The 19,095-nt window shown below is 67.3% G+C and carries 21 protein-coding genes and 1 tRNA gene; 12 read left to right on the top strand and 10 right to left on the bottom strand.

The annotated features are described in order from the left end of the window. Positions 1 to 48 precede the first annotated feature (48 nt). The 3 genes from FHJ30_RS13890 to FHJ30_RS13880 all read right to left on the bottom strand — a co-directional run bounded on the left by FHJ30_RS13890 (position 49) and on the right by FHJ30_RS13880 (position 1,960). Complete coding sequence (locus FHJ30_RS13890) at positions 49 to 834, bottom strand: RcpC/CpaB family pilus assembly protein (RefSeq protein WP_139029865.1); 786 nt, start codon at positions 832 to 834, stop codon at positions 49 to 51. A gap of 104 nt (positions 835 to 938) precedes the next feature. Next, a complete protein-coding gene (locus FHJ30_RS13885) occupies positions 939 to 1,211 on the bottom strand; it encodes an FmdB family zinc ribbon protein (RefSeq protein WP_139029864.1) in 273 nt (90 codons plus the stop codon). A 125-nt stretch (positions 1,212 to 1,336) separates the two neighbouring features. Beyond that, positions 1,337 to 1,960: a 5-formyltetrahydrofolate cyclo-ligase gene (locus tag FHJ30_RS13880; RefSeq protein ID WP_139029863.1), complete on the bottom strand. Its 624-nt coding sequence runs from the start codon at positions 1,958 to 1,960 to the stop codon at positions 1,337 to 1,339. 136 nt (positions 1,961 to 2,096) lie between these two features. On the opposite strand from FHJ30_RS13880, the gene galU reads away from it, so the two are divergent. From galU to FHJ30_RS13860, 4 genes are all read left to right on the top strand, one after another. Further along, positions 2,097 to 3,002 (top strand): UTP--glucose-1-phosphate uridylyltransferase GalU, encoded by a 906-nt coding sequence (gene galU / locus FHJ30_RS13875; protein WP_139029862.1) that lies wholly within the window; start codon positions 2,097 to 2,099, stop codon positions 3,000 to 3,002. A 4-nt stretch (positions 3,003 to 3,006) separates the two neighbouring features. Continuing rightward, positions 3,007 to 3,627 (top strand): GNAT family N-acetyltransferase, encoded by a 621-nt coding sequence (locus FHJ30_RS13870; RefSeq protein WP_139029861.1) that lies wholly within the window; start codon positions 3,007 to 3,009, stop codon positions 3,625 to 3,627. Positions 3,628 to 3,732: 105 nt separating this feature from the next. Further along, complete coding sequence (locus FHJ30_RS13865) at positions 3,733 to 4,650, top strand: hypothetical protein (RefSeq protein ID WP_139029897.1); 918 nt, start codon at positions 3,733 to 3,735, stop codon at positions 4,648 to 4,650. 124 nt (positions 4,651 to 4,774) lie between these two features. After that, positions 4,775 to 4,847, top strand: a tRNA-Ala gene (locus FHJ30_RS13860). 85 nt (positions 4,848 to 4,932) lie between these two features. On the opposite strand, the gene FHJ30_RS13855 is transcribed toward FHJ30_RS13860, so the two are convergent. The 4 genes from FHJ30_RS13855 to FHJ30_RS13840 are packed head-to-tail and all read right to left on the bottom strand — an operon-like array spanning position 4,933 to position 7,429. Continuing rightward, on the bottom strand, positions 4,933 to 5,457 hold the full coding sequence (locus FHJ30_RS13855) for a hypothetical protein (protein WP_139029860.1): 525 nt from the start codon (positions 5,455 to 5,457) through the stop codon (positions 4,933 to 4,935). 2 nt (positions 5,458 to 5,459) lie between these two features. After that, entirely contained in the window at positions 5,460 to 6,455 is a 996-nt protein-coding gene (gene corA, locus FHJ30_RS13850; protein ID WP_139029859.1) for a magnesium/cobalt transporter CorA, read from the bottom strand. 37 nt (positions 6,456 to 6,492) lie between these two features. Next, the gene (locus FHJ30_RS13845) at positions 6,493 to 6,918 is read right to left on the bottom strand and encodes a DUF1761 domain-containing protein (RefSeq protein WP_139029858.1); all 426 of its coding nucleotides are present in this window, start codon (positions 6,916 to 6,918) and stop codon (positions 6,493 to 6,495) included. A 31-nt stretch (positions 6,919 to 6,949) separates the two neighbouring features. Further along, positions 6,950 to 7,429, bottom strand: coding sequence for an Lrp/AsnC family transcriptional regulator (locus tag FHJ30_RS13840; protein WP_139029857.1), 480 nt, complete (start codon positions 7,427 to 7,429; stop codon positions 6,950 to 6,952). A gap of 171 nt (positions 7,430 to 7,600) precedes the next feature. On the opposite strand from FHJ30_RS13840, the gene FHJ30_RS13835 reads away from it, so the two are divergent. Further along, positions 7,601 to 8,854: an MFS transporter gene (locus FHJ30_RS13835; protein WP_139029856.1), complete on the top strand. Its 1,254-nt coding sequence runs from the start codon at positions 7,601 to 7,603 to the stop codon at positions 8,852 to 8,854. Positions 8,855 to 8,872: 18 nt separating this feature from the next. On the opposite strand, the gene FHJ30_RS13830 is transcribed toward FHJ30_RS13835, so the two are convergent. Further along, entirely contained in the window at positions 8,873 to 9,376 is a 504-nt protein-coding gene (locus FHJ30_RS13830; RefSeq protein WP_139029855.1) for an Lrp/AsnC family transcriptional regulator, read from the bottom strand. Positions 9,377 to 9,506: 130 nt separating this feature from the next. Then, entirely contained in the window at positions 9,507 to 10,739 is a 1,233-nt protein-coding gene (locus tag FHJ30_RS13825) for an MFS transporter (RefSeq protein ID WP_171059050.1), read from the bottom strand. Between the two features lie 175 nt (positions 10,740 to 10,914). On the opposite strand from FHJ30_RS13825, the gene FHJ30_RS13820 reads away from it, so the two are divergent. Both FHJ30_RS13820 and FHJ30_RS13815 read left to right on the top strand, forming a co-directional pair. Then, entirely contained in the window at positions 10,915 to 11,889 is a 975-nt protein-coding gene (locus FHJ30_RS13820) for a LysR family transcriptional regulator (RefSeq protein WP_139029854.1), read from the top strand. Between the two features lie 62 nt (positions 11,890 to 11,951). After that, entirely contained in the window at positions 11,952 to 12,881 is a 930-nt protein-coding gene (locus FHJ30_RS13815; RefSeq protein ID WP_139029853.1) for an N-acetylglucosamine kinase, read from the top strand. A gap of 14 nt (positions 12,882 to 12,895) precedes the next feature. Here the strand turns inward: FHJ30_RS13815 and FHJ30_RS13810 are convergent, their stop codons facing one another. Next, entirely contained in the window at positions 12,896 to 13,912 is a 1,017-nt protein-coding gene (locus tag FHJ30_RS13810) for a pirin family protein (protein ID WP_139029852.1), read from the bottom strand. Positions 13,913 to 14,159: 247 nt separating this feature from the next. Between FHJ30_RS13810 and FHJ30_RS13805 the strand changes: the two genes are divergently transcribed. The 5 genes from FHJ30_RS13805 (at position 14,160) to FHJ30_RS13785 (ending at position 19,086) form a co-directional block, all read left to right on the top strand. Beyond that, the gene (locus tag FHJ30_RS13805) at positions 14,160 to 15,257 is read left to right on the top strand and encodes an ABC transporter ATP-binding protein (protein WP_139029851.1); all 1,098 of its coding nucleotides are present in this window, start codon (positions 14,160 to 14,162) and stop codon (positions 15,255 to 15,257) included. Continuing rightward, on the top strand, positions 15,257 to 16,000 hold the full coding sequence (locus tag FHJ30_RS13800) for an ABC transporter permease (protein WP_139029850.1): 744 nt from the start codon (positions 15,257 to 15,259) through the stop codon (positions 15,998 to 16,000). The genes FHJ30_RS13805 and FHJ30_RS13800 overlap by 1 nt, the downstream gene beginning before the upstream one ends. After that, positions 15,997 to 16,740: an ABC transporter permease gene (locus tag FHJ30_RS13795; RefSeq protein ID WP_139029849.1), complete on the top strand. Its 744-nt coding sequence runs from the start codon at positions 15,997 to 15,999 to the stop codon at positions 16,738 to 16,740. Before FHJ30_RS13800 ends, FHJ30_RS13795 begins: the two co-directional genes overlap by 4 nt. Continuing rightward, positions 16,737 to 17,699: an ABC transporter substrate-binding protein gene (locus tag FHJ30_RS13790; protein WP_139029848.1), complete on the top strand. Its 963-nt coding sequence runs from the start codon at positions 16,737 to 16,739 to the stop codon at positions 17,697 to 17,699. The genes FHJ30_RS13795 and FHJ30_RS13790 overlap by 4 nt, the downstream gene beginning before the upstream one ends. A gap of 166 nt (positions 17,700 to 17,865) precedes the next feature. After that, entirely contained in the window at positions 17,866 to 19,086 is a 1,221-nt protein-coding gene (locus tag FHJ30_RS13785; protein WP_139029847.1) for a pyridoxal phosphate-dependent aminotransferase, read from the top strand. Positions 19,087 to 19,095: the final 9 nt, after the last annotated feature.

Below are 19,095 nucleotides of genomic sequence, written 5' to 3'. Positions count from 1 at the left end.
AAGCCGGCGCTGCGCCTCCGGCGCTGGCGCGGACCACAGACCCAAGGGCTACGGCCCCACCAGGACGAAAAAGAGCTTCCCCTGGGTGGAGGCGCCGGCAAGCCGGGCCGCCTGTTCCGCATTGGCTGCCACCACGATGAGTCCGTCAGTCTCCGCCGTGCCCAGCCACTGGCCGCCCTGCCCGCCCTGGCCGCCCTGCCCGCCCTGGCCGGACGTCCACAGCACAGGCACGCCAGAAGCCAAGACCTCCGGTGGTGCCTGCTGGTCGTAGCCGCTGGCTGCCGTCAGCACCACGTTCACGAGCTGACCGGGGGAAACGAGCTGGATGGACGATGGATCCGCCATGCGGAGGGGAACAGCCGCTGATCCGGGTGGAGTGCCCGCCAGGAGCCCCGGACCGAGCAGTTGGGCATCCGTCAGTAGCTGCCCCTTGCGCAGCGGGGCCGCGAGTTGCTTCCCTGCCGCCTCGCCCGGTTCATGGAGGAATCCGTCGGCCAGCATGCCGGGCGGGACCTGGACGGAGGCGAGGTCAGCGGACGCCATGGCGGTGCCTGCGGGCAGGTCCCGGGCGGCGGCCAGGGCGGAGACGGTGTAGACCGGCGCCGGCGTAAGTTGCTGGACCGTGATGGCGGCTGCGGCGCACAGGAGCAGCGCGGCCGCCAGCCTCCTGTTGCGGCTCAGCCAGCCGGCAAAGCGGGCCGGCGGGCGGCGGCTTGCGTTGCGGCCGGCGCCGGGGCCCCTGCCGTGGGGGCCACCGCGCTGTTTTTTCCCCGGGAGTCCACGTCTGTGTGGCGTGCGTGGGCTGACCAGGCGTAGCTGTCCGTTTGCAGGCATGTGCCCACGCTAGGGCGCATCTGAGGACCGCGGCAGGAGCCATGGCAGCTATGTGGACAACCGGGTCCAAACGCAGGCAGCCGCCCGGGCGGAGGAACCTTGGATCAGCTCGCGGCGGCCGCCGGAGCCGGAGCAGCAGACGCAGGAGCCGGCGTTGCTGGCGGCGCCGCGGGGGCGGCCGATACCGTGCTGCCCTTGGCGTCCCGGGAGTCCGTGCGGTAGAAGCCGGAACCCTTGAAGACGACGCCCACGCTGTTGAACTTCTTGCGCAGGGTCCCCTGGCACTCGGGGCAGGACGTCAGAGAGCTGTCCGAGAACGACTGGACGATGTCAAAGGCATGGCCGCAATCCTTGCAGGCGTACGCATACGTTGGCACTGGTGCTCCTCCTCTTGGGCAAACGAGAGGTCCCGGACTGCCGCACGGTCATCCAGCTGGATGTCTATTAGCAGTCACAGGGCCTGAGTGCTAATTCTACCATCCTCCTGCGCCGGCCTTCCCGGTCAGGCGGCCTCCGTTAGGCTCCGGAATCCGGAAGGAAGCACAACGCCCGGCACGGGCCGGTCGAATTCCTCTACAGGAATCCTGCCGGCAGGCAACAGTTCACCGTCGTAGATCACCGCGGCCAGCGGAATATGCTTCCCGGCTGATGCGAGGTGGCCCAGGAACTTGTCGTAATAACCGCCGCCCTGGCCCACCCTGCTGCCTGCAAGATCAATCGCGGTGGCAGGGATGAAAAGCGCGGCAGCTTCGCCGGCCACCTCAATCTCATGCCGTGTCCCCACAGGCTCCAGGATGGGGGCAAAGCTGCTCCTCACCAGGTCGACGCCCGGCGTCCAGAAGACCCACTTCAGCTCCCGCCCCGGTTCGCAGACGGGAAGGAGGACCTTGTGGCCGGCATCGTGGAGGGCCGCGATCAGCGGCAGCGTAGGCGGTTCCGCCCCGACGCCGAGGTAGGCGCAGACTGTCGCTGCGTTCCCCTGGGTTACTGAATCTGCCCACGCTGCGCCATGCTTCGCCAAGGCTTCCCCCGCGTCCTGGCGCTCCTGGAGCGTCAGGGAAGCCCGGCGGCGGCGATGGGCAACACGTATCTGGTCCTTGGCCGCCTTTATTTCCTCGAGCGTCATATCTTTCCTCCATAGCTGCCGCGCGGCGTCGGCCAATGCCCGGGCCAACGCGGTGCGCCGGTCCGTCCGGCAGCACCGGACATCGCTGGCCATCCAATGATTACTGAATGCTTGACGCTGACGTTAGATTAGTCCGGTGACTACCAGTAACCCGAGAGTGCGCAAAGCCGTCATTCCTGCCGCCGGACTTGGCACCAGGTTCCTGCCGGCAACCAAGGCGATGCCCAAGGAAATGCTTCCCGTTGTGGACAAGCCTGCCATCCAGTACGTGGTTGAGGAAGCCGTGAACGTCGGCCTCAACGATGTCCTGATGATCACCGGGCGGAACAAGCGGGCGCTGGAAGACCATTTCGACCGTGTGCCGTCACTGGAGTCCACCCTTGAAGGCAAGGGGGATGCCGAGAAGCTGGCGTCCGTCCAGGCCGCAAGCAACCTGGGCGACATCCACTACGTCCGGCAGGGGGACCCGCACGGACTGGGCCATGCAGTACTCCGGGCCAAGCAGCACGTTGGCAATGAAGCCTTCGCCGTGCTGCTGGGCGATGACCTCATCGATGCCCGGGACGAACTGCTCGGCACGATGATTGACGTGCAGGCCAAAACGGGCGGGTCCGTCGTCGCACTCATCGAAGTGGAACCGTCGCAGATCAGTGCCTACGGCTGTGCTGACATCGAACCGATCGACGGTGAGTCATACGTGCGGGTCAACCGGCTCGTGGAGAAGCCGAGCGCGGAGGAAGCGCCCTCCAACCTGGCGCTTATTGGCCGCTACGTACTCCACCCCGCAGTCTTCGACGTCCTCGAGCGCACGGGTCCGGGACGGGGCGGCGAAATCCAGCTGACAGACGCACTCCAGGAACTGGCCACGAGTGGCGGCGAAGGGCGCGGCGTCTACGGCGTCGTGTTCCGGGGGCGGCGTTACGACACCGGGGACAAGCTGAGCTACCTCAAGGCCTGTGTCCAGCTGGCCATTGACAGCGAGGACCTCGGCCCCGGCTTGCGGGAATGGCTGCCCGGCTTCACTGCCAGCCTGTCCAAGTAGTGCCATGCGTCCTGGTCCCATCTGGCCCGTAACACTGGAATGCGGGGATCTGGTCCTGCGGCCCATCCGGTACCGGGACAAAAAGGAATGGACCGAGGTCAGGTCCCGCAACAGCCAATGGCTGGCCCCGTGGGAAGCATCCAACCCGGATCCTTCCGGCGGCTTGCCGGACTACCGGCAAATGGTCCGGTCATTAAAGGCGCAGGCCGCCCAGGCAACGGCCTTGCCCTTCGTCATTACCGAGCGGCGGCCCGGCAGCGTCAATCCGCCCATTGTTGGCCAACTGACTGTCTCCTCCATTGTGTGGGGCTCGGCCATGATGGCGACCCTCGGCTACTGGGTGGACCAGGCCCGTGCGGGCCACGGCATTGCGCCCACCGCCGTCGCCATGGTGACGGACCATTGCTTCAAGACCCTGGGCCTGCACCGGATGGAAATCAACATCAGGCCGGAGAATGGACCCAGCCTGCGCGTGGTGGAGAAACTGGGATTCCGCGATGAGGGCTACCGGCCGCGGTACCTTCACATCAACGGTGAGTGGGCCGACCACCGCTCGTTCGCCCTGACCTCGGAAGAGGTCCCGGATGGACTCCTCCGGCCGTGGCTGGCCTCACACCCGTCATAAATCCAGTGAATTGCGGGCTGTACCACGACACACCGCAGCTAATGCTGCGGCAGCGGGTCGGATGCTCATACGGTTTTGAGTGTGGACTTCCCCCTTAGCAGCTCAGTGATCCTTGTGGTTGCCGTTGTGCTCTGGATTGTGTGGGTTGCGCCCTACGTCCTCCGGAACCGCAGGCACCAGTTTCAGCCCGCCGGCGATTTCCTGGCAGAGACCGCAGCCGATGAAACACCGGAACCGCCAGCCGCTTTGGTTTTGAACGTCGCCGCCCAGCAGGAGAAAGCCATGGACACCAGGAAGAGCGCCGGACCCGGGACCGCTGCTGCCGGCTCGCCGGCCGGAGACAAGTTCCGCATACGCTATGGCCGGACCGCAATTGCCCTGATCGGGCTGCTGTCGCTGGCCACAGCCTTCGTGTCCGGGGTGCTTCTCCTCTTCGGCTTGGGTTCCCCGGTCCTTCCGCTGGTGTGCGTGGCACTGACGGTCGGATCCTTGGTCCTGCTGCGTGGGCTTGCCGTCCGGGACAGAAGGGCCAAGGTCAATGCAGCCTTCCGGTCCGCGATGACCGCGCCTGCCCGGCAGCCCGCCGCTGCCGGGAACGTCCCGCCGAAACCGGAAGCAGCACCGGCAAAGAAGGACAACCCGCTGTTCGACGCCGAGGCGCACCAGCCGAAGGTCAAGCCGCTGACGGCAGTGGAACTGCGCGAGGCCGCCCTGGCCGTCGCTGTGGCCGCCGGGGATCCAAGTGCCGCAGCAGCCAGTGCCGCGGCCGCTGCGCCGGCTTCCGCAACGTGGGAGCCCGTGGAGGTCCCCAAGCCGGTCTATGTTGAGGCTGCAAAGGCCGAGCGCCCGGACCCCGAGCCGCTGGAGCTCCCGGCGGCGCCCAAGGCTGTTGGCAAGCCGTCCCTGAAGCAGGGTGCGGCCGCGCCGCCGGCGGCTCCTGCTGCCGCGGAGGGCCCCCAGCTGTCCAAGGCGCAGAGCGCCCTCAGTAATCTCGACGACGTGCTGCAGCGCCGCCGCGCCTGACAGGTGTTGTGCCGCCCAGGCTATGCCGTGCGGTTTCGCGACCGGGTTGGGCATGGCGGTTTGGCATTCCGCCGGGAAAATTTGTAGCCTAGGGTCACCCGTGCCCGCCAGGCGCGGATGTTCCGGGGCTATAGCTCAGTTGGTAGAGCGCTTCGTTCGCATCGAAGAGGTCAGGGGTTCGAATCCCCTTAGCTCCACAAAGAAGGCCCCGCTTGTGCGGGGCCTTCTCCGTTAACGGGGGCGGCTGTCCCCGTCAACGGACCGCCGTCGGAAGTTCTCCTGCTAACTCCCGGACACGCCCTCAACGGCGACGGTCTCGTCCGATTCAATCCTTTTAAGGCCCGCCAGGAGCCGGCTGATGCCGTCCAGGGAGGCACGCAGCAGGGCATCTTGGGCCGCAGAGGAGGCGGCTGCCCACTCCATCCGCCTGTTGCCCACAATAAAGACCGTCGCATTCCGGGCCGCGAGGACGGCAAGAACGGCGGCAAACTGCTCCCAGGCTTCCGCCCGAAACCCTGCATCCGCCGCCTCCGGTGCGGGTACGCCGTCAATAACGCACAGCTCCGGCCCGGCCGCCAGGCCGGTGTAGTCATCCGACGTGGTGCCCGGCGCGCACAGTTCGTCGAAGCTGATCCACAGCAGTTCGTGCTCCAGCGCCTTGGCATGGAACGTACGGGAGCCGGAGTGGAGGATCCGGTGCTGGTCGGGCTGCGGAAGGAACAGGCCGTAGGCGGCCAACTGGCGGCTGCTGCCGGGAACAATAATGCGGCCTTGCCGGAGAACCGGCGACTTCGGCCCTGTTTCCATGCCTAGAGCCAGCCCTTCCCCTTGAAGATGCCGTACATGAGGGCCGCCGTCGCGATCATCAATCCGATCGCCATCGGATACCCGAGCTCCCAGTGGAGCTCGGGCATGTGGTCGAAATTCATCCCGTAGACACCGGCAACGAAGGACGGCGCAAAGAGGATCGCAGCCCAGGACGAAATCTTCTTCACCTGTTCGTTCTGCTCGGCGCTGGCCTCGTTCTGCCGGTTGGCTGTGAGCGTGCCGTCCAGCGTCAGGGCGTTCTGCAGCAGGTCGCGGAAGGAGTCGGCCCGGGAAATGACCCGTTCCACGTGGTCTTCCACGTCGCGGAGGTTGTGCCGGAGGTCGGCCTCGACGTCGTACTTTTCAAAGCCCTGCTTGAGCTGGCGCATGATGTCCGGGAGGGGATGGATGGCCCGCTGGAACTGGATGACCTCGCGGGCAAGCTCATAGATGCGCCGGGATACGGCGGTGTCGCCGCTGAAGAGCTGGTCTTCAATCTCGTCGATGTCGTTTTCAAGTCCGGCCACCACGGGCCCGTAGTCATCCACAACCCTGTCCAGCAGTGCGTAGAGCACGGCCTCGGGCCCGTGCCGCAGCAGGTCCGGCCGGCCTTCCAGCCGCTGCCGTACCCGTGCCACGCCGGCCGTCTCGGCGTGCCGGACCGTGACCACGAAGTTCTTCCCCGTGAAGATGTGCAGTTCGCCGAATTCAACCGTTTCAGTCGCGTCCAGGTACCGTGCGGGCCGGAGGACGGTGAAGAGGTTGTCCTCATAGCGCTCGATCTTGGGGCGCTGGTGGGCGGAGATGGCGTCCTCCACGGCAAGCGCGTGCAGGCCGAACTCGGCGGCAACGGCTGCCATTTCCTCCGCCGTGGGCCGGTAGAGCCCGATCCACGCCATGCCTCCGTGCCGGGCAAGGGTTTCGAACGTCTGCTCCAGGTTTTCGGGCTCGGCGTGGCGCACGCCGTTCACGTAGACGGCGTTGTCGATGATGGTCATGGGCGGCGGCCTCCCGCCGGCAGGTCAACGGCGGCCATCAGGACATTCCGCCGATGATGGCACCGGCCACTGTCATGGCCACCAGGTCATGGCCGGAGTCGATCAGCGTGACGGCTGCGGGGCGCCCGGCAAAGCCGTTGTGGATGACGTGCCCGCCGGCCCTGAACACCAGTCCCAGGACCAGGGCGAACCAGCCGCCTGCCACGGCGCTGTCCAGGCCGAGCTTGGCGATCAGGATAGCGAGCAGGACCGAAGTCAGGGCTGCGGCCGCCATCATCGGGAGCCAGATTCCTGCCCCGCCGCTGATGTTCTTGAGATCGTCCTCGGTCTTGCCGATGGCAGCCATCCACCGGTTGCCCAGGACTGCGGGCATGTACCAGACAAAGCCGATGGCCATGGTCGCGAGGAAGGCCAGCAGCACGGCGAGCCAGTTGATCTGAGAAACGTACGAGAGCCAATCCATTCTGGAAATCCTAGCCGCCCCGGCCCGGACGTCAGGTGTTTGACGCCTTGGCCAGGCCGCTGATCAGCGGCTCGGTGCGGTAGGGGATATGGGTATGCAGCGCCAGCACGGTTTCGGTCCGGATCACGCCCTTGATTCTCAGGACCTGCCGCAGGGAGGACTGGAGGTTGTGGGTGTCCGTGGCCACCACGCGGCACCAGACATCGCCGCGGCCTGAGATCTCATGAACTTCCAGGACCTGGGGGATCAGGCGCAGCGCGGCCACCACACCGTCCAGCTCGCGGTGCGAAACTTCGATCGTCACGAAGGCCACCACGTCATAGCCCACGGCCTCCAGGTCCACTTCGCGGCCGCCCGGCCTCAGTACTCCTGCCCGGATGAGGCGCCGCAGCCGCGTCTGGGCCGTGTTGCGGGCGATGCCCAAGGATTCGCTGAGTTCACCGACCTGGATCCTGGGGTCCTGGATGAGGGCCAACAGGATTTTCAGGTCGGTGGCATCAAGATTGTTCATATGGTCATTCTGCATCACGTTGCCGGGCAAAATTTGATGGTTTTGCTCAATAGGTGCTCGGATCACCGACCAGTGGAGCAGAAGTGCCGCATTCTGGTGCCATCGGATACCCACCCCGCGCCGGGCTCCCACAAGGACAACCTGCCGCGGTAGACCCAAAAGGCGGCCCACATGACGGTCTTCAGTGAACTCCGGATGCGCCCCGCCCCGGCTGCTGCCAGGGGAGGCTGGGATGCATCCACCACGGCGCGGCTGGTGATGGCAGGCGCCGTCATTTTCGTTCTGCTGGTGGGAGCCAACCTGGCCACGCCGCTGTATCCGCTCCTGCAGGCGGAGCTCGGGCTGTCCAGCCTGGGCGTGACCGCCGCGTTCGCCAGCTATGTCCTGTCCCTCGTGGCCACGCTCATGCTGGCAGGGCACTGGTCGGACCACATCGGGCGCCGGGCTGCGCTCATCCTCGCCGTCGTCGTCGGGCTGGCAGGAGGCTGGGTCTTTGCGGAAGCGCAGACGCTCGCTGCCTTGTGCGCCGGGCGGGCGCTGCAGGGCACAGCCGTGGCGCTGGCAACCGGAGCCAGCGCCGCAGCGCTGCGGGAGCTCCTCCCGTCCCGTCCCGAGTGGGCATCCCGGTTCACCTTGCTGGCATCGTCCGGGGGAGTTGCGGCCGGACCGGTTATCGGGGGACTGCTGTCCCTCCTCCCGGGCCCCACCACAGCCCCCTATTACGTCCATTCCCTGGTTCTGGCCGGCCTCCTGGTGCCGCTGTACCTGCTTCATGCCCGCCCGGCAATCAACCCTCCAGCCCCGTCCAGGCCGCTGCAGGCCTTGGCGCCCCGCCGTCCGTCCGTATCGCGGGAGGCGAGGGGCGCCTTCTGGCTCGCAGCCGGCGTCGGCTTCCTCAGCTTTGCTGTTTTCGGCTTCTCCCTGTCGCTTGCCCCCGGCTACTTCGCGCAGGTCCTGGAGACGGACTCCCGCCCCCTGGTCGGCGTGCTGGCCGGCCTGGCCCTGGGGTCCTCGGCGCTGAGCCAGCTGCTGACCCTCCGGGGCCGCTTCGTGGTTCCGGCCGGGCTTGCGGTCCTGGGCGTGTCCGTGCTTCTCCTGGGGGCCGCGGGCGCCTGGCAGAGCCCGCTGCTGCTGGTGGCAGCCGCCGTTACGGCCGGGGCAGGGCAGGGCATCGCCTTCCGCACTGTTTTCAACGAGGTAGCGGCCAAGGTGGAGGCATCACGGCATGCGCAGATCGTCAGCACTGTCTACGTCATCACGTACCTGGGAAGCGCAGTGCCGGTCCTGGGCCTGGGCTGGGCCTCCGGCGTGGTTGGGGTGCCCGCCGCCGTGGCAGGTTTCGTTGTGCTGTGCGGCGCCGCTGCGTTGGCCCTCTCAGCGGTGACACTCCGCCTTGCCGTCACCGGCCGCAGGGCCGCCGCTTGACGCGTCCCGGCGGGGCGCTCACTCAGGGAGCGGCCCGTGGTTGCCCTGGATGTGTTCAAACACCAACGTGGTTTCCGTGTGCCCCACCACCGGATCCGTTGCCAGGTTGTCCAGCACCCAGTCCCGCAGGTCCTCGGTAGTGGCGACGGCGATATGCAGCAGGTAGTCCACGGAGCCTGAGGTGTGGAACGTGGACAGCACCGCGGGCAGGTGTGGCACACGGGCGGTGAAGCGGTCAATCTGGTCCCGGTCGTGGGCGCGCAGGCGCACGGCAACCAACGCCTGCACCGACCGTCCGATGGCGGAAAGGCTGAGCTTTGCCTCATAGCCCTGCACGATCCCGCGCTCGGACAGGGCACGCGTGCGCATCAGGGCGGTGGAGGGGGCAATCCCGACAAGTTCCGCCAGTTGCTTGTTGGAGATCCGCGCGTCCGCCACCAGCGCGGCCAGGAGCCGTTCGTCAATCGCATCCAGCGGCTCGAGGTGCGCCCCCGGCCTGGGAATCCTGGCGTTCGTGCTCACTGCAACTCCTCATTGGTCCTCTGTTCATCCTAGACCCGCGAATATGCGCTTTCACGTTCCCACGGAGCGCGCAGCCGAATTTTTGCACTGCCGCTTCCTTCGGAGGGGCAGATAATTCGTGCGGGGCGCTTTACGCTTCAGCCCGGGGATGGACGACGGCGACAGCGGCCGCAGTGAGGCAGGCCAGTATCATGACTGCCGCGGCCAGCGCGTTCCAGCCGAGGGACTGGAAGGCCAGGCCGCCCGCCCAGCCGATGATGCTGGAGCCCAGGTAGTAGGCCAGGTTATAGAGTGAGGCAGCCTGCGCCCGGCCGGTGCTGGCGAGGGCACCTGTCCAACCCGCCCCGATGCTGTGCGCGGCGAAGAAGCCGCCGGTGAACACCACGAGCCCCGCCAGTATCAGGGGGAGGGACTCGGTCAGCGTCAGGGCGAGGCCCGCCGTCGACAGCGCCAGGCCGGAGAGCAGGACGCTGCGGCGCCCGAAGCGAAGGGTCAGTCCTGCGGACCAGCGTGAGGTCACTGTCCCGGACAGGTAGGCCAGGAAGATCAGGCTGATCAGCGTTCCCGGCAGGCTGAACGGTTCGCCCGAAAGCCGGAACCCCAGGTAGTTGTAGACCGCCACGAACCCGCCCATCATCAGGAAGGCCTGACCGTAGAGGACCAGCAGACGGGCATTGCGCAGGTGGCCGCCCAAGGTCCGGAAGGCGCCGCGCAGGCCGGATGCGGGGGCGGAGACGAAGCCCCGGGCGCGCGGCACCAGGACCAGGAAGGCCACCGCGGCCACCGTGGCCAGGATCGAAACCGCCAGCGCGGCGGCGCGCCAGCCCCACAGCTCGCCGGCCGGCCCGGCCACCAGCCGGCCGGCAAGGCCGCCCAGCGTTGTTCCGGCGACGTAACTTCCCGCCGCCAGGGCCGCATGCGCTTTGGTGACCTCCTCGTTGAGGTACGCGATGGCAATGGCCGGAATGCCGCCCAGCGCCATGCCTTCCAGAAGACGCAGGGCAAGCAGCATGCCAAAGCTGGTGGACAGCGGCACCAGCAGCCCCAGGACGGTGGCCACCGAGATCCCCCACGTCATCGCCCGCACCCGGCCGACGCGGTCCGCAAGGAAGGACCAGGGGATCACGGTCACCGCAAGGCCCACGGTTGCCAGGGAAATGGTCAGGGCTGCGTCGGCCGCGGTGACCTGCAGGTCCGAGGCCAGGATCGGCAGGACGGCCTGGGTTGAATAGAGCTGCGCAAAGGTGGCCACCCCCGCAAAGGAAAGGCCGGCGAGGATCCTGGCGTACGCCGTCGACCCCTTGGCATGGCCGTCCCAGCGGGGGGAAGGACTGTTGCCTGCGGGACGGAGCATGTATGCCATTCGGCCAGCCTAGCTTTCACCCAATAGATGCCTCCAATGCATGGTTTGTGCCAAACTGATAGCCATTCCGCATGCTTTCCCAACTAGGTAGCGCTAAGTGTCGTTTTGAGCCCCCAAAACGACACTTAGCGCTACCTGGTTGGGGGGTGGGGGCGGGACAGGAAGGAGGCCGCCCGTGGAACCGGACCAGAAACAGCTGGTGCAGCTGCTCCCGCTGCTGCCCGTGCTCGCAGAACTTGGGCGGACCGAACACGTCACGGAAACCGCGGAACTCCTTGGCGTACCCCAGTCCACGGTGAGCCGTGCACTGGCGCGGGCGAGCGCCGTCGTGGGTACCGAACTCCTGGTCAGGGACGGCAGGGGAGTCCGCCTGACGCCGGCGGCGCGGACCCTGCTGCCCTACATTGAGCAGGCACTCACGGCGTTCCAGGCGGGGCTCGACGTTGTGCGCGACGAGTCCGACGTGGCAAGGGGAAGGATCTCCCTTTCGTTCCAGCACACCTTCGGTGAGGCCACGCTGCCGCTCCTGATCAGTGCCTTCCGGAACAGGCACCCCGGCGCCGTCTTCACCCTGAGCCAGGGCGCCCGCAATGCGTGCCTTGACGAACTCGCGGCGGGTGAGTCGGACCTCGCCCTGACGGCGCCGGTGGCGCCGTCAGGCCGGAACCTGTCCTCGGCGTCGCTTTACCGCGAGCCGCTCCGCCTGGTTGTGCACCACAGCCACCCTCTCGCCACCCGGCCGGCGGCCCGGCTTGCGGACATCAGGTCAGAGCCTTTTGTGGCCCTCGGTCCCGGCTACGGGATGCGGTCGCTCACGGATGCCCTGTTCCGCGAGGCCGGCTACCGGCCCCGTATCGCCTTCGAAAGCCAGGACTCACACACGGTCCGCGGCCTTGTCTCGGCAGGTCTGGGCGTGAGTATCCTGCCGCCGGGCGGGGATGCCCCCGGGCGGACCGTCAGCCCCGAAACCGGGAACCTCGGCTGGGTTGAAGTTCCGCTGGAGTCCGCCCTGGCGTTCCGCGAGGTAGGCCTCTCCTGGCGGCGGCGGAAGCCGGGCTCCGAGCCGGTGCCCGTCCGCCTGTTCCGGGACATGGTGGTGACGGAAGGGCCGGGGCTCCTGGCCGGGCTGGTCAGGCAGCGGTCCCGCTGACGAGCCCGCCGGGAAGTGCGGCGCCGGGTGTCCCGTTGCTCCGGCACCATTACCCTTGTGACGTGACCAACGCCGAAAACTCCGCCGCGCTCCCTGCCTCCAGCCCACTCCGTGGCGCCATCATCGGGCTGGATATCGGCGGGACCAAGACCCACGGCGTCCGTTTTGAGGACGGGATACCGGTTGCGGATGAGTCGGCCGGCAGTTCCAATGTGCAGAACGTCAGCCGCGCCGAGGCAGCAGCCAACCTTGCCGACCTCTTTTCGCGGATCGGCGGGGGCCACGTATCGCAGGTGTACGCCGGTTCCGGCGGCATTGACACCGACGACGACGCCGCCGCCCTTGCGTCCCTGATCCAGCCGCACGTCCCCGGCGCCCGGGTCACCGTGGTCCATGATTCGCGCCTTCTGCTGGCGGCCGGATACGCGAGCACCGGTGTTGCGGTGATCGCCGGCACGGGGTCGGCGGCCTGGGGCAGGAATGCAGACGGCGGCGAGGCCAGGGCGGGCGGCTGGGGGTACCTTCTGGGTGATGAAGGCAGCGGCTACTGGCTGGGCCGCGAAGCGGTGCGGCACAGCCTCCGGCGGATGAACCAGGGCCTGCCGGCCGACGTCCTGACCAATGCCCTCTTGCAGTCCTGCGGGGTGGACGATCCCAACCGGCTGATTGCGCTGTTCCATTCGCCCAAAACCGGCCGGCGCTTCTGGGCGCAGCAGGCCCGGCTGGTGGTGGAGGCGGCAGCCGGCGGCCACCCGGAGAGCCAGGCCCTGCTGGAGCAGGCCGGCGAAGACCTGTCAGCACTGGCCCTTCAGGTACTGGGCCTGCTGGGTATTGCCGGTCCGGTGATCCTGGGCGGGGGCCTGGGCATGAACGTGGCCCCGCTGCAGCATTCCTTCCGCCGCCACCTCACGGCTGCGGGCGTCACCGACGTCCGGGTGCTGGACCAGGAACCGGTGTTCGGTGTGCTGCAGCTGGTGGCCGAGCAGTCCTAGGCGGAGCAGTTCCCCTACAGCCGCTTCCGGGGCGTGAGCCGCACACCGGGCAGCGGGGGAGCAGGAATGCGGCCCGCCTCCGGCCCGGCGTCGGGCCCGTGGCCGGGGACCAGGCCGTACCGGGCTGCCGCCTCCTCGGCTTCGGGCAGTCCGGCCTGGGCTTCCCAGTCACTCCGTGCCTGCTCCACTTCGTCGTGCGTGCGGCCAACAAAGTTCCACCACATCAGCAGTTCCTCCTGGAAGGGCTCGCCTCCGATCAGCAGGAAGCGTGTGCCGGGAAGTGCCTGGACCTGCAGTTCTGTACGCCCGGTGCCCAGGTAGCCCAGCGGCCCGGGCGGAACCTCCTGGCCGTCCACCGCCAGGCCGCCGTCGAGCACCAGGATCCCGTGCTCGAAGCCGGCGTTGAGCGGCAGCACTGCGGACCCGCCACCGCACGAAACGTCAGCGCCCACGATCGGTGAGTACATCGTTGCCGGCGAGGCGACGCCGGCGAGTTCGCCCACCATGACAGTGGCGGTAAAACCCTGCCCGCTGGCCCGGGGAAGTTCGCGGTGCTGCTCGAACGCAGGCCGGCGGTGCCGTTCGCTCTCAGGCAGGGCCACCCAGAGCTGCAGGCCGCGCTGGACCGGGAGGTCCTCCCCGGCTGGCGGCAGCACGGCGAACTCCGAGTGGGAGACACCGTGGCCGGCCGTCATGATGTTCAGCTCGCCCGGCCGGACCACCACGTCGCTGCCGACGCTGTCGCGGTGCCTGATGTGGCCGGCCAGGGGCCAGGTCACGGTCTGGAGGCCGATATGGGGGTGGGGGAGCACGGACATCGCTGTCCGGTCAGGGCCGAAGCTGTCCAGGAAACACCACGCCCCGATGGTGGGAAGGCCGCGCTGCGGCAGCGTCCGCTGGACGTTCATGGCCCTGACTCCGCCCAGCGGCACTTCGCGCTGCGGCCACAGCTGCAGGCAGGGTCCGGACGTGCCGTCCGCGCCTGCCGGCGGGCACACTTCCTGCTGGGGCGCAATCTCCAAATTGGTCACGGATCCACTCTAGGCCGGACGGCCCACAGCCGGCACCGTTCCGGGCCCCCGGTTGCCTCCGCCGGAATAAGGACCCATCCGGGGCCCTCCTGGCTGCGAATGATTACAGTAGGGATTCCTTTGCCCGGATTCGGGACGCTGCAGGGTGTTGCCGGCCCCGGATTGGGTTACCGTAACTATCAGCGTGCTGATGACAGTGTCGCGGTGCTTCCAGGAGCCCGTCCCAGAGAACAGGTAAGTCCGCACCATGGACCAGGCGATGATCGAGTTTCAGAGCGTTACCAAGCAGTACCAGGGCGGGCAGCCTGCCGTGGACAACCTCTCCATGTCCATCAGCAAGGGCTCCATCACCGTCCTGGTTGGCCCGTCAGGCTGCGGCAAGACAACTACGCTGCGCATGATCAACAGGATGGTGGAACCCACATCCGGCACCATCACTGTGGGCGGCCGGGACGTGACCGCCGTCCCGGCCGCTGAACTGCGCCGCTCTATGGGGTACGTGATGCAGTCGGCAGGCCTGCTCCCGCACCGCTCCGTGCTGGACAACATCGCCACCGTGCCCCGGCTGAACGGGGTGTCCAAGTCCGACGCCCGCCGCCGTGCCGAGGAACTGCTGGACGTGGTGGGCCTGGCACGTTCACTGGGCAAGCGCTTCCCTTCCCAGCTTTCCGGCGGCCAGCAGCAGCGCGTCGGAGTGGCCCGCGCGCTCGCCGCCGATCCTCCCGTCCTGCTTATGGACGAACCCTTCAGCGCCGTGGATCCCGTGGTCCGGGACGAACTCCAGCAGGAACTGCTGAGGCTCCAGAAGGACCTGGCCAAAACCATCGTCTTTGTCACCCATGACATCGATGAAGCCACCGTCCTGGGGGACAAAGTAGCGGTCTTCGCAGTGGGCGGAAAGCTCGCCCAGTACGCCACGCCGGAGGAGATCCTCCGGGCGCCGGCAAATGACTTCGTTGCCTCGTTCGTCGGACGGGACCGTGGGTTCCGGCACCTTGGCTTCACCCCGTCCGACGGCGTTACCCTCCATCCGGTGCCCACGATCGTCCGCGGCCGCGGCGGCAACGCCGATCCGGACGCCGCCGGCGGCTGGCAGCTGGTGGTGGATGAGGAGCTGCGCCCGCTTGGCTGGTCGACTCCAGGCACTGACGGAGGCCTCATTCCGGGGGGTTCCCTGTTCCGCCCGGGGGAAAGCCTGCGCCGGGCGCTGGACGCCGCGCTCTCCTCGCCGTCGGGCCTGGGCGTGGCAGTGGATGAAGAGGGCAAGGTGAAGGGCGTGATCCGCGGCGGCGAAGTGCTGGCCCTCATTGAAGAGGCGCGCCAGCTCCGGCAGGCTGCGCTCTGATGGACTGGTTCCTCGCCAACAGCGGCATGGTGCTGGAGCGCGCCGGCCAGCACCTGGTGCTGGCCCTCGTCCCCATGGTCCTGGGGCTGGTCATCTCCATCCCCCTGGCCCAGCTGGCGCGGCAGAACCGGGCGCTCCGCTCGGTGGTGCTCACAGCCTCCTCGCTCCTGTACACCATCCCGTCGCTGGCACTGTTCATCATCCTGCCCACCATCCTGGGCACCAGGATCCTGGATCCACTCAACGTGGTGGTGGCCCTGACCATCTACGCCGTTGCCCTGCTGGTGCGGGCGGCCCTTGACGCCTTCGACTCTGTCAGCGGGGACGTGAGCCAGGCCGCCGTCGCCATGGGCTACAAACCGCTGGCGCGGTTCCTCCGCGTGGACCTGCCGCTGTCCCTGCCCGTCCTCTTCGCCGGGCTCCGGGTGGTCTCGGTCAGCAATATCTCCCTGGTCAGCGTGGCCGCGCTGCTGGGCATCGGAAACCTGGGGATGCTCTTCACCTCCGGACTCCAGCGGGACTTTGTCACCGAAGTGGTGGTGGGGATCATCGCCATCCTGGTCCTGGCACTGCTGATGGATGCGTTCCTGGTCCTGCTGGAACGGCTCCTGACCCCGTGGGAGCGCGCCGGGAAGAGGCCGGACAGGCAGCGGGAAGCCGGGCAGGCCGGTGAGGCACCTGCCGCAGCACTTGACCCGGCCCTCAGGCTGTCCGAGCCCAAGGCGGGAGGCGGAAACCCATGAGCGTTTTCTCCGACACCTTCGCCTGGCTTGCCGATCCGGAGAACTGGACCGGCAGCGCCGGGATCCCCGCCCGGCTGGGCGAACACCTCCAGTACACCGGCCTGGTGATGCTGATCGCCGCCGCCATCGCCGTCCCCGTAGGCATGTACGTAGGCCATACGGGCAGGGGAAGGGTCGCGGTGGTTGCGCTCGCCGGGGCGCTGCGGGCACTGCCCACGCTCGGCCTGCTCACGCTCTTCGTGCTCCTGGCCGGGATCGGGCTGATGCCGCCCATCTGGGCGCTGGTCATCCTCACTGTCCCGCCCCTGCTTGCGGGCACCTACGCCGGTATCTCCAGCGTGGACCGCAACGTGGTGGACGCCGCCCGTGCCATGGGCATGACCGAACTGCAGGTCCTGTTCCGGGCAGAGCTGCCCAACGCGCTCACCGTGATGTTCGGCGGCTTCCGCACCGGCGTGCTGCAGGTCATCGCCACGGTCTCCGTGGTGGCCTACATCAACCTGGGCGGCCTGGGCAGGTACCTCTTCGACGGGCTCGTCCTCAGCGACTTCCCCCAGATGCTCGGCGGTTCCCTGCTCATCGCGGCCCTGGCGATCGCAGTCGACCTTGTCCTTTCCCTTTTCCAGAGGCTGTTCCTGGCAACAGGCGCCTCGAGGCAGTCCCGCCGCAGCCAGCAGGCTGCGGCCGATCTCACAGACCCCGTCCCTACGGAGGCTGTGGTACAAGGAGGTAAATCATGAAAGAAAGCCGCCAACACCATCTCGGCCGGCGTGCGTTCAGCGGCCTCGCGGCAGGCCTCGGCCTGGCCATGGCGCTCTCTGCCTGCGGCGGATCCTCGGACCCACTAAGCAAGGCGCCGGCCAGCAGCGGTGCAGCCTCCGGGGGAGCAACATCCCTGGTCATTGGTTCAGCCGACTTCACAGAAAGCCAGATCATCGGCGAACTGTACGCCGGGGCGCTGAACGCAGCCGGGGTCACCGCCACCACCAAGCCCAACATCGGCTCCCGCGAGGTGTACTTCAAGGCCGTCCAGGACGGTTCCGTGGACGTCATTCCGGATTACACCGGCAACCTGCTGCTGCACGTGGACAAGGAAGCCTCGGAGGTTTCGGCGGAAGACATCGCCAAGGCCCTGCCGGACAAGCTGCCCGGCGGGCTTGCCATCCTGGAGCCGGCCAAGGCCGAAGACAAGGACGCCATGGTGGTCACCAAGGCAACCGCCGAAAAGTACCAGCTGAAGTCCATTGAGGACCTGGCCAAGGTCTGCAGCGAGATCGTCGTGGGGGCTCCGGCCACCTTTGCCGAGCGCGCCTACGGCCTGCCGGGGCTGAAGAAGAACTACAACTGCGAGCCCAAGAAACTGGAACCCTTCAGCGACGGCGGCGGTCCAGTGACCCTGAAGGCGCTCCTGGAGGACCAGGTCCAGGTGGCGGACATCTACACCACTACCCCGTCCATCGCGGACAACGACCTTGTGGTGCTCGAGGACCCCAAGAACAACTTCATCGCCCAGCAGGTGGTTCCGCTGTACAACGAGGCGAAGATGACGGACAAGGCCAAGGAAGCGCTCAACTCGGTGTCCCGCGTGCTGACCACCGAGGACCTGATCAACCTGAACCGGGCCGTCAGCGGCAGCCAGAAACAGGGCGCCAAGGAAGCCGCACAGGCGTGGCTGAAGGAAAAGGGCATCGTGAAGTAGGAGCCGCCCGGCACCCTTGGCAGTACTACTGTGCAGGAGTACGACGGCGGCTGCCGGACTTTCGGAAGTCCGGCAGCCGCCGTCGTCCGTCCTGCCTGCAGGAACCGCCGCACCGTGTGGCTGACGTCTCAACGGCGGTCCATCCTTCCTGTGGCATATTTGAGGGATGGCAGAATTCAGGCAGTCCACGAAACTCAACAACGTGCTTTACGACATCCGTGGACCGATCCTCCATGCCGCCCAGCAGATGGAGGCTGAGGGTCACCGGATCCTCAAGCTGAACATCGGAAACCCCGCACCGTTCGGATTCGAAGCGCCGGACGCCATCCTGGTGGACATGATCCGCCACCTGCCGCACGCCCAGGGGTACAGCGACTCCCGCGGCATCTTTTCCGCCCGGACCGCCGTGTCGCAGTACTACCAGACCCGCGGCATCCAGAACATCCACGTGGACGACATCTACCTGGGCAACGGGGTCAGCGAACTTATCACCATGTCCCTGATGGCCCTCCTTGACGACGGCGACGAGGTCCTGATCCCCACCCCGGACTACCCGCTCTGGACGGCCTCGGTGGCGCTGGCCAGCGGTAAGCCCGTGCACTACCTCTGCGATGAGGAGAGCGGCTGGCAGCCGGACCTGGAGGACATGGAAGCCAAGATCACGCCCCGCACCAAGGGCATTGTGGTCATCAACCCCAACAACCCCACCGGCGCCGTGTATCCGGAAGAGACGCTGCGCAAAATCGTGGCCCTCGCAGAGAAGCACGGCCTGGTGCTCTTCGCCGACGAGATCTACGAGAAAATCCTCTACGAGGATGCCGTCCACATCAACCTCGCCGGGCTCACCGGCGACGACGTCCTCTGCCTCACCTTCAGCGGCCTGTCCAAGGCCTACCGGGTGTGCGGGTACCGGGCCGGCTGGATGGCCATTTCGGGTCCCAAGAAGGACGCGGCGGACTACCTTGAAGGCATCAGCCTCCTGGCCAACATGCGCCTCTGCGCCAACGTGCCTGCCCAGCACGCGATCCAGACGGCGCTCGGCGGCTACCAGAGCATCAACGACCTGATCCTGCCGGGCGGGCGGCTGCTGGAGCAGCGCAACAAGGCGTACGACATGCTCAACGCCATCCCGGGCGTGAGCACCCAGCAGGCCCGGGGCGCCCTGTACCTCTTCCCCAAGCTCGACCCCGCGGTCTACCACATCCGCGACGACGAGAAGTTCGTCCTGGATCTCCTGAGGGAACAAAAAATCCTGGTCTCCCACGGCCGGGCGTTCAACTGGGTGCGCCCGGACCACTTCCGCATGGTGACGCTGCCCAACGTCAAGGACATCGAGGAAGCCGTGGGCCGGATGGGGGACTTCCTAAGCAGGTACCAAGGGAACTAGCCTGTGTCC

Source organism: Arthrobacter sp. BB-1, from assembly GCF_006151685.1.
In the GTDB taxonomy this organism is placed as follows: Bacteria; Actinomycetota; Actinomycetes; order Actinomycetales; family Micrococcaceae; genus Arthrobacter.
The sequence above is the reverse complement of the archived record's forward strand: the minus strand, read 5'-3'. Positions and strand labels throughout refer to the sequence as shown.

What these genes read in the sequence shown, in the direction of transcription:
- FHJ30_RS13795 (WP_139029849.1), top strand. Translation starts at nt 15,997, where the DNA reads ATGAGCGTTTTCTCCGACACCTTCGCCTGGCTTGCCGATCCGGAGAAC.
- FHJ30_RS13845 (WP_139029858.1), bottom strand. Translation starts at nt 6,918, where the DNA reads ATGGATTGGCTCTCGTACGTTTCTCAGATCAACTGGCTCGCCGTGCTG.
- FHJ30_RS13855 (WP_139029860.1), bottom strand. Translation starts at nt 5,457, where the DNA reads ATGGAAACAGGGCCGAAGTCGCCGGTTCTCCGGCAAGGCCGCATTATT.
- FHJ30_RS13800 (WP_139029850.1), top strand. Translation starts at nt 15,257, where the DNA reads ATGGACTGGTTCCTCGCCAACAGCGGCATGGTGCTGGAGCGCGCCGGC.
- corA (WP_139029859.1), bottom strand. Translation starts at nt 6,455, where the DNA reads ATGACCATCATCGACAACGCCGTCTACGTGAACGGCGTGCGCCACGCC.
- FHJ30_RS13805 (WP_139029851.1), top strand. Translation starts at nt 14,160, where the DNA reads ATGGACCAGGCGATGATCGAGTTTCAGAGCGTTACCAAGCAGTACCAG.
- FHJ30_RS13890 (WP_139029865.1), bottom strand. Translation starts at nt 834, where the DNA reads ATGCCTGCAAACGGACAGCTACGCCTGGTCAGCCCACGCACGCCACAC.
- FHJ30_RS13835 (WP_139029856.1), top strand. Translation starts at nt 7,601, where the DNA reads ATGACGGTCTTCAGTGAACTCCGGATGCGCCCCGCCCCGGCTGCTGCC.
- FHJ30_RS13790 (WP_139029848.1), top strand. Translation starts at nt 16,737, where the DNA reads ATGAAAGAAAGCCGCCAACACCATCTCGGCCGGCGTGCGTTCAGCGGC.
- FHJ30_RS13840 (WP_139029857.1), bottom strand. Translation starts at nt 7,429, where the DNA reads ATGAACAATCTTGATGCCACCGACCTGAAAATCCTGTTGGCCCTCATC.
- FHJ30_RS13785 (WP_139029847.1), top strand. Translation starts at nt 17,866, where the DNA reads ATGGCAGAATTCAGGCAGTCCACGAAACTCAACAACGTGCTTTACGAC.
- FHJ30_RS13880 (WP_139029863.1), bottom strand. Translation starts at nt 1,960, where the DNA reads ATGACGCTCGAGGAAATAAAGGCGGCCAAGGACCAGATACGTGTTGCC.
- FHJ30_RS13870 (WP_139029861.1), top strand. Translation starts at nt 3,007, where the DNA reads ATGCGTCCTGGTCCCATCTGGCCCGTAACACTGGAATGCGGGGATCTG.
- FHJ30_RS13825 (WP_171059050.1), bottom strand. Translation starts at nt 10,739, where the DNA reads ATGGCATACATGCTCCGTCCCGCAGGCAACAGTCCTTCCCCCCGCTGG.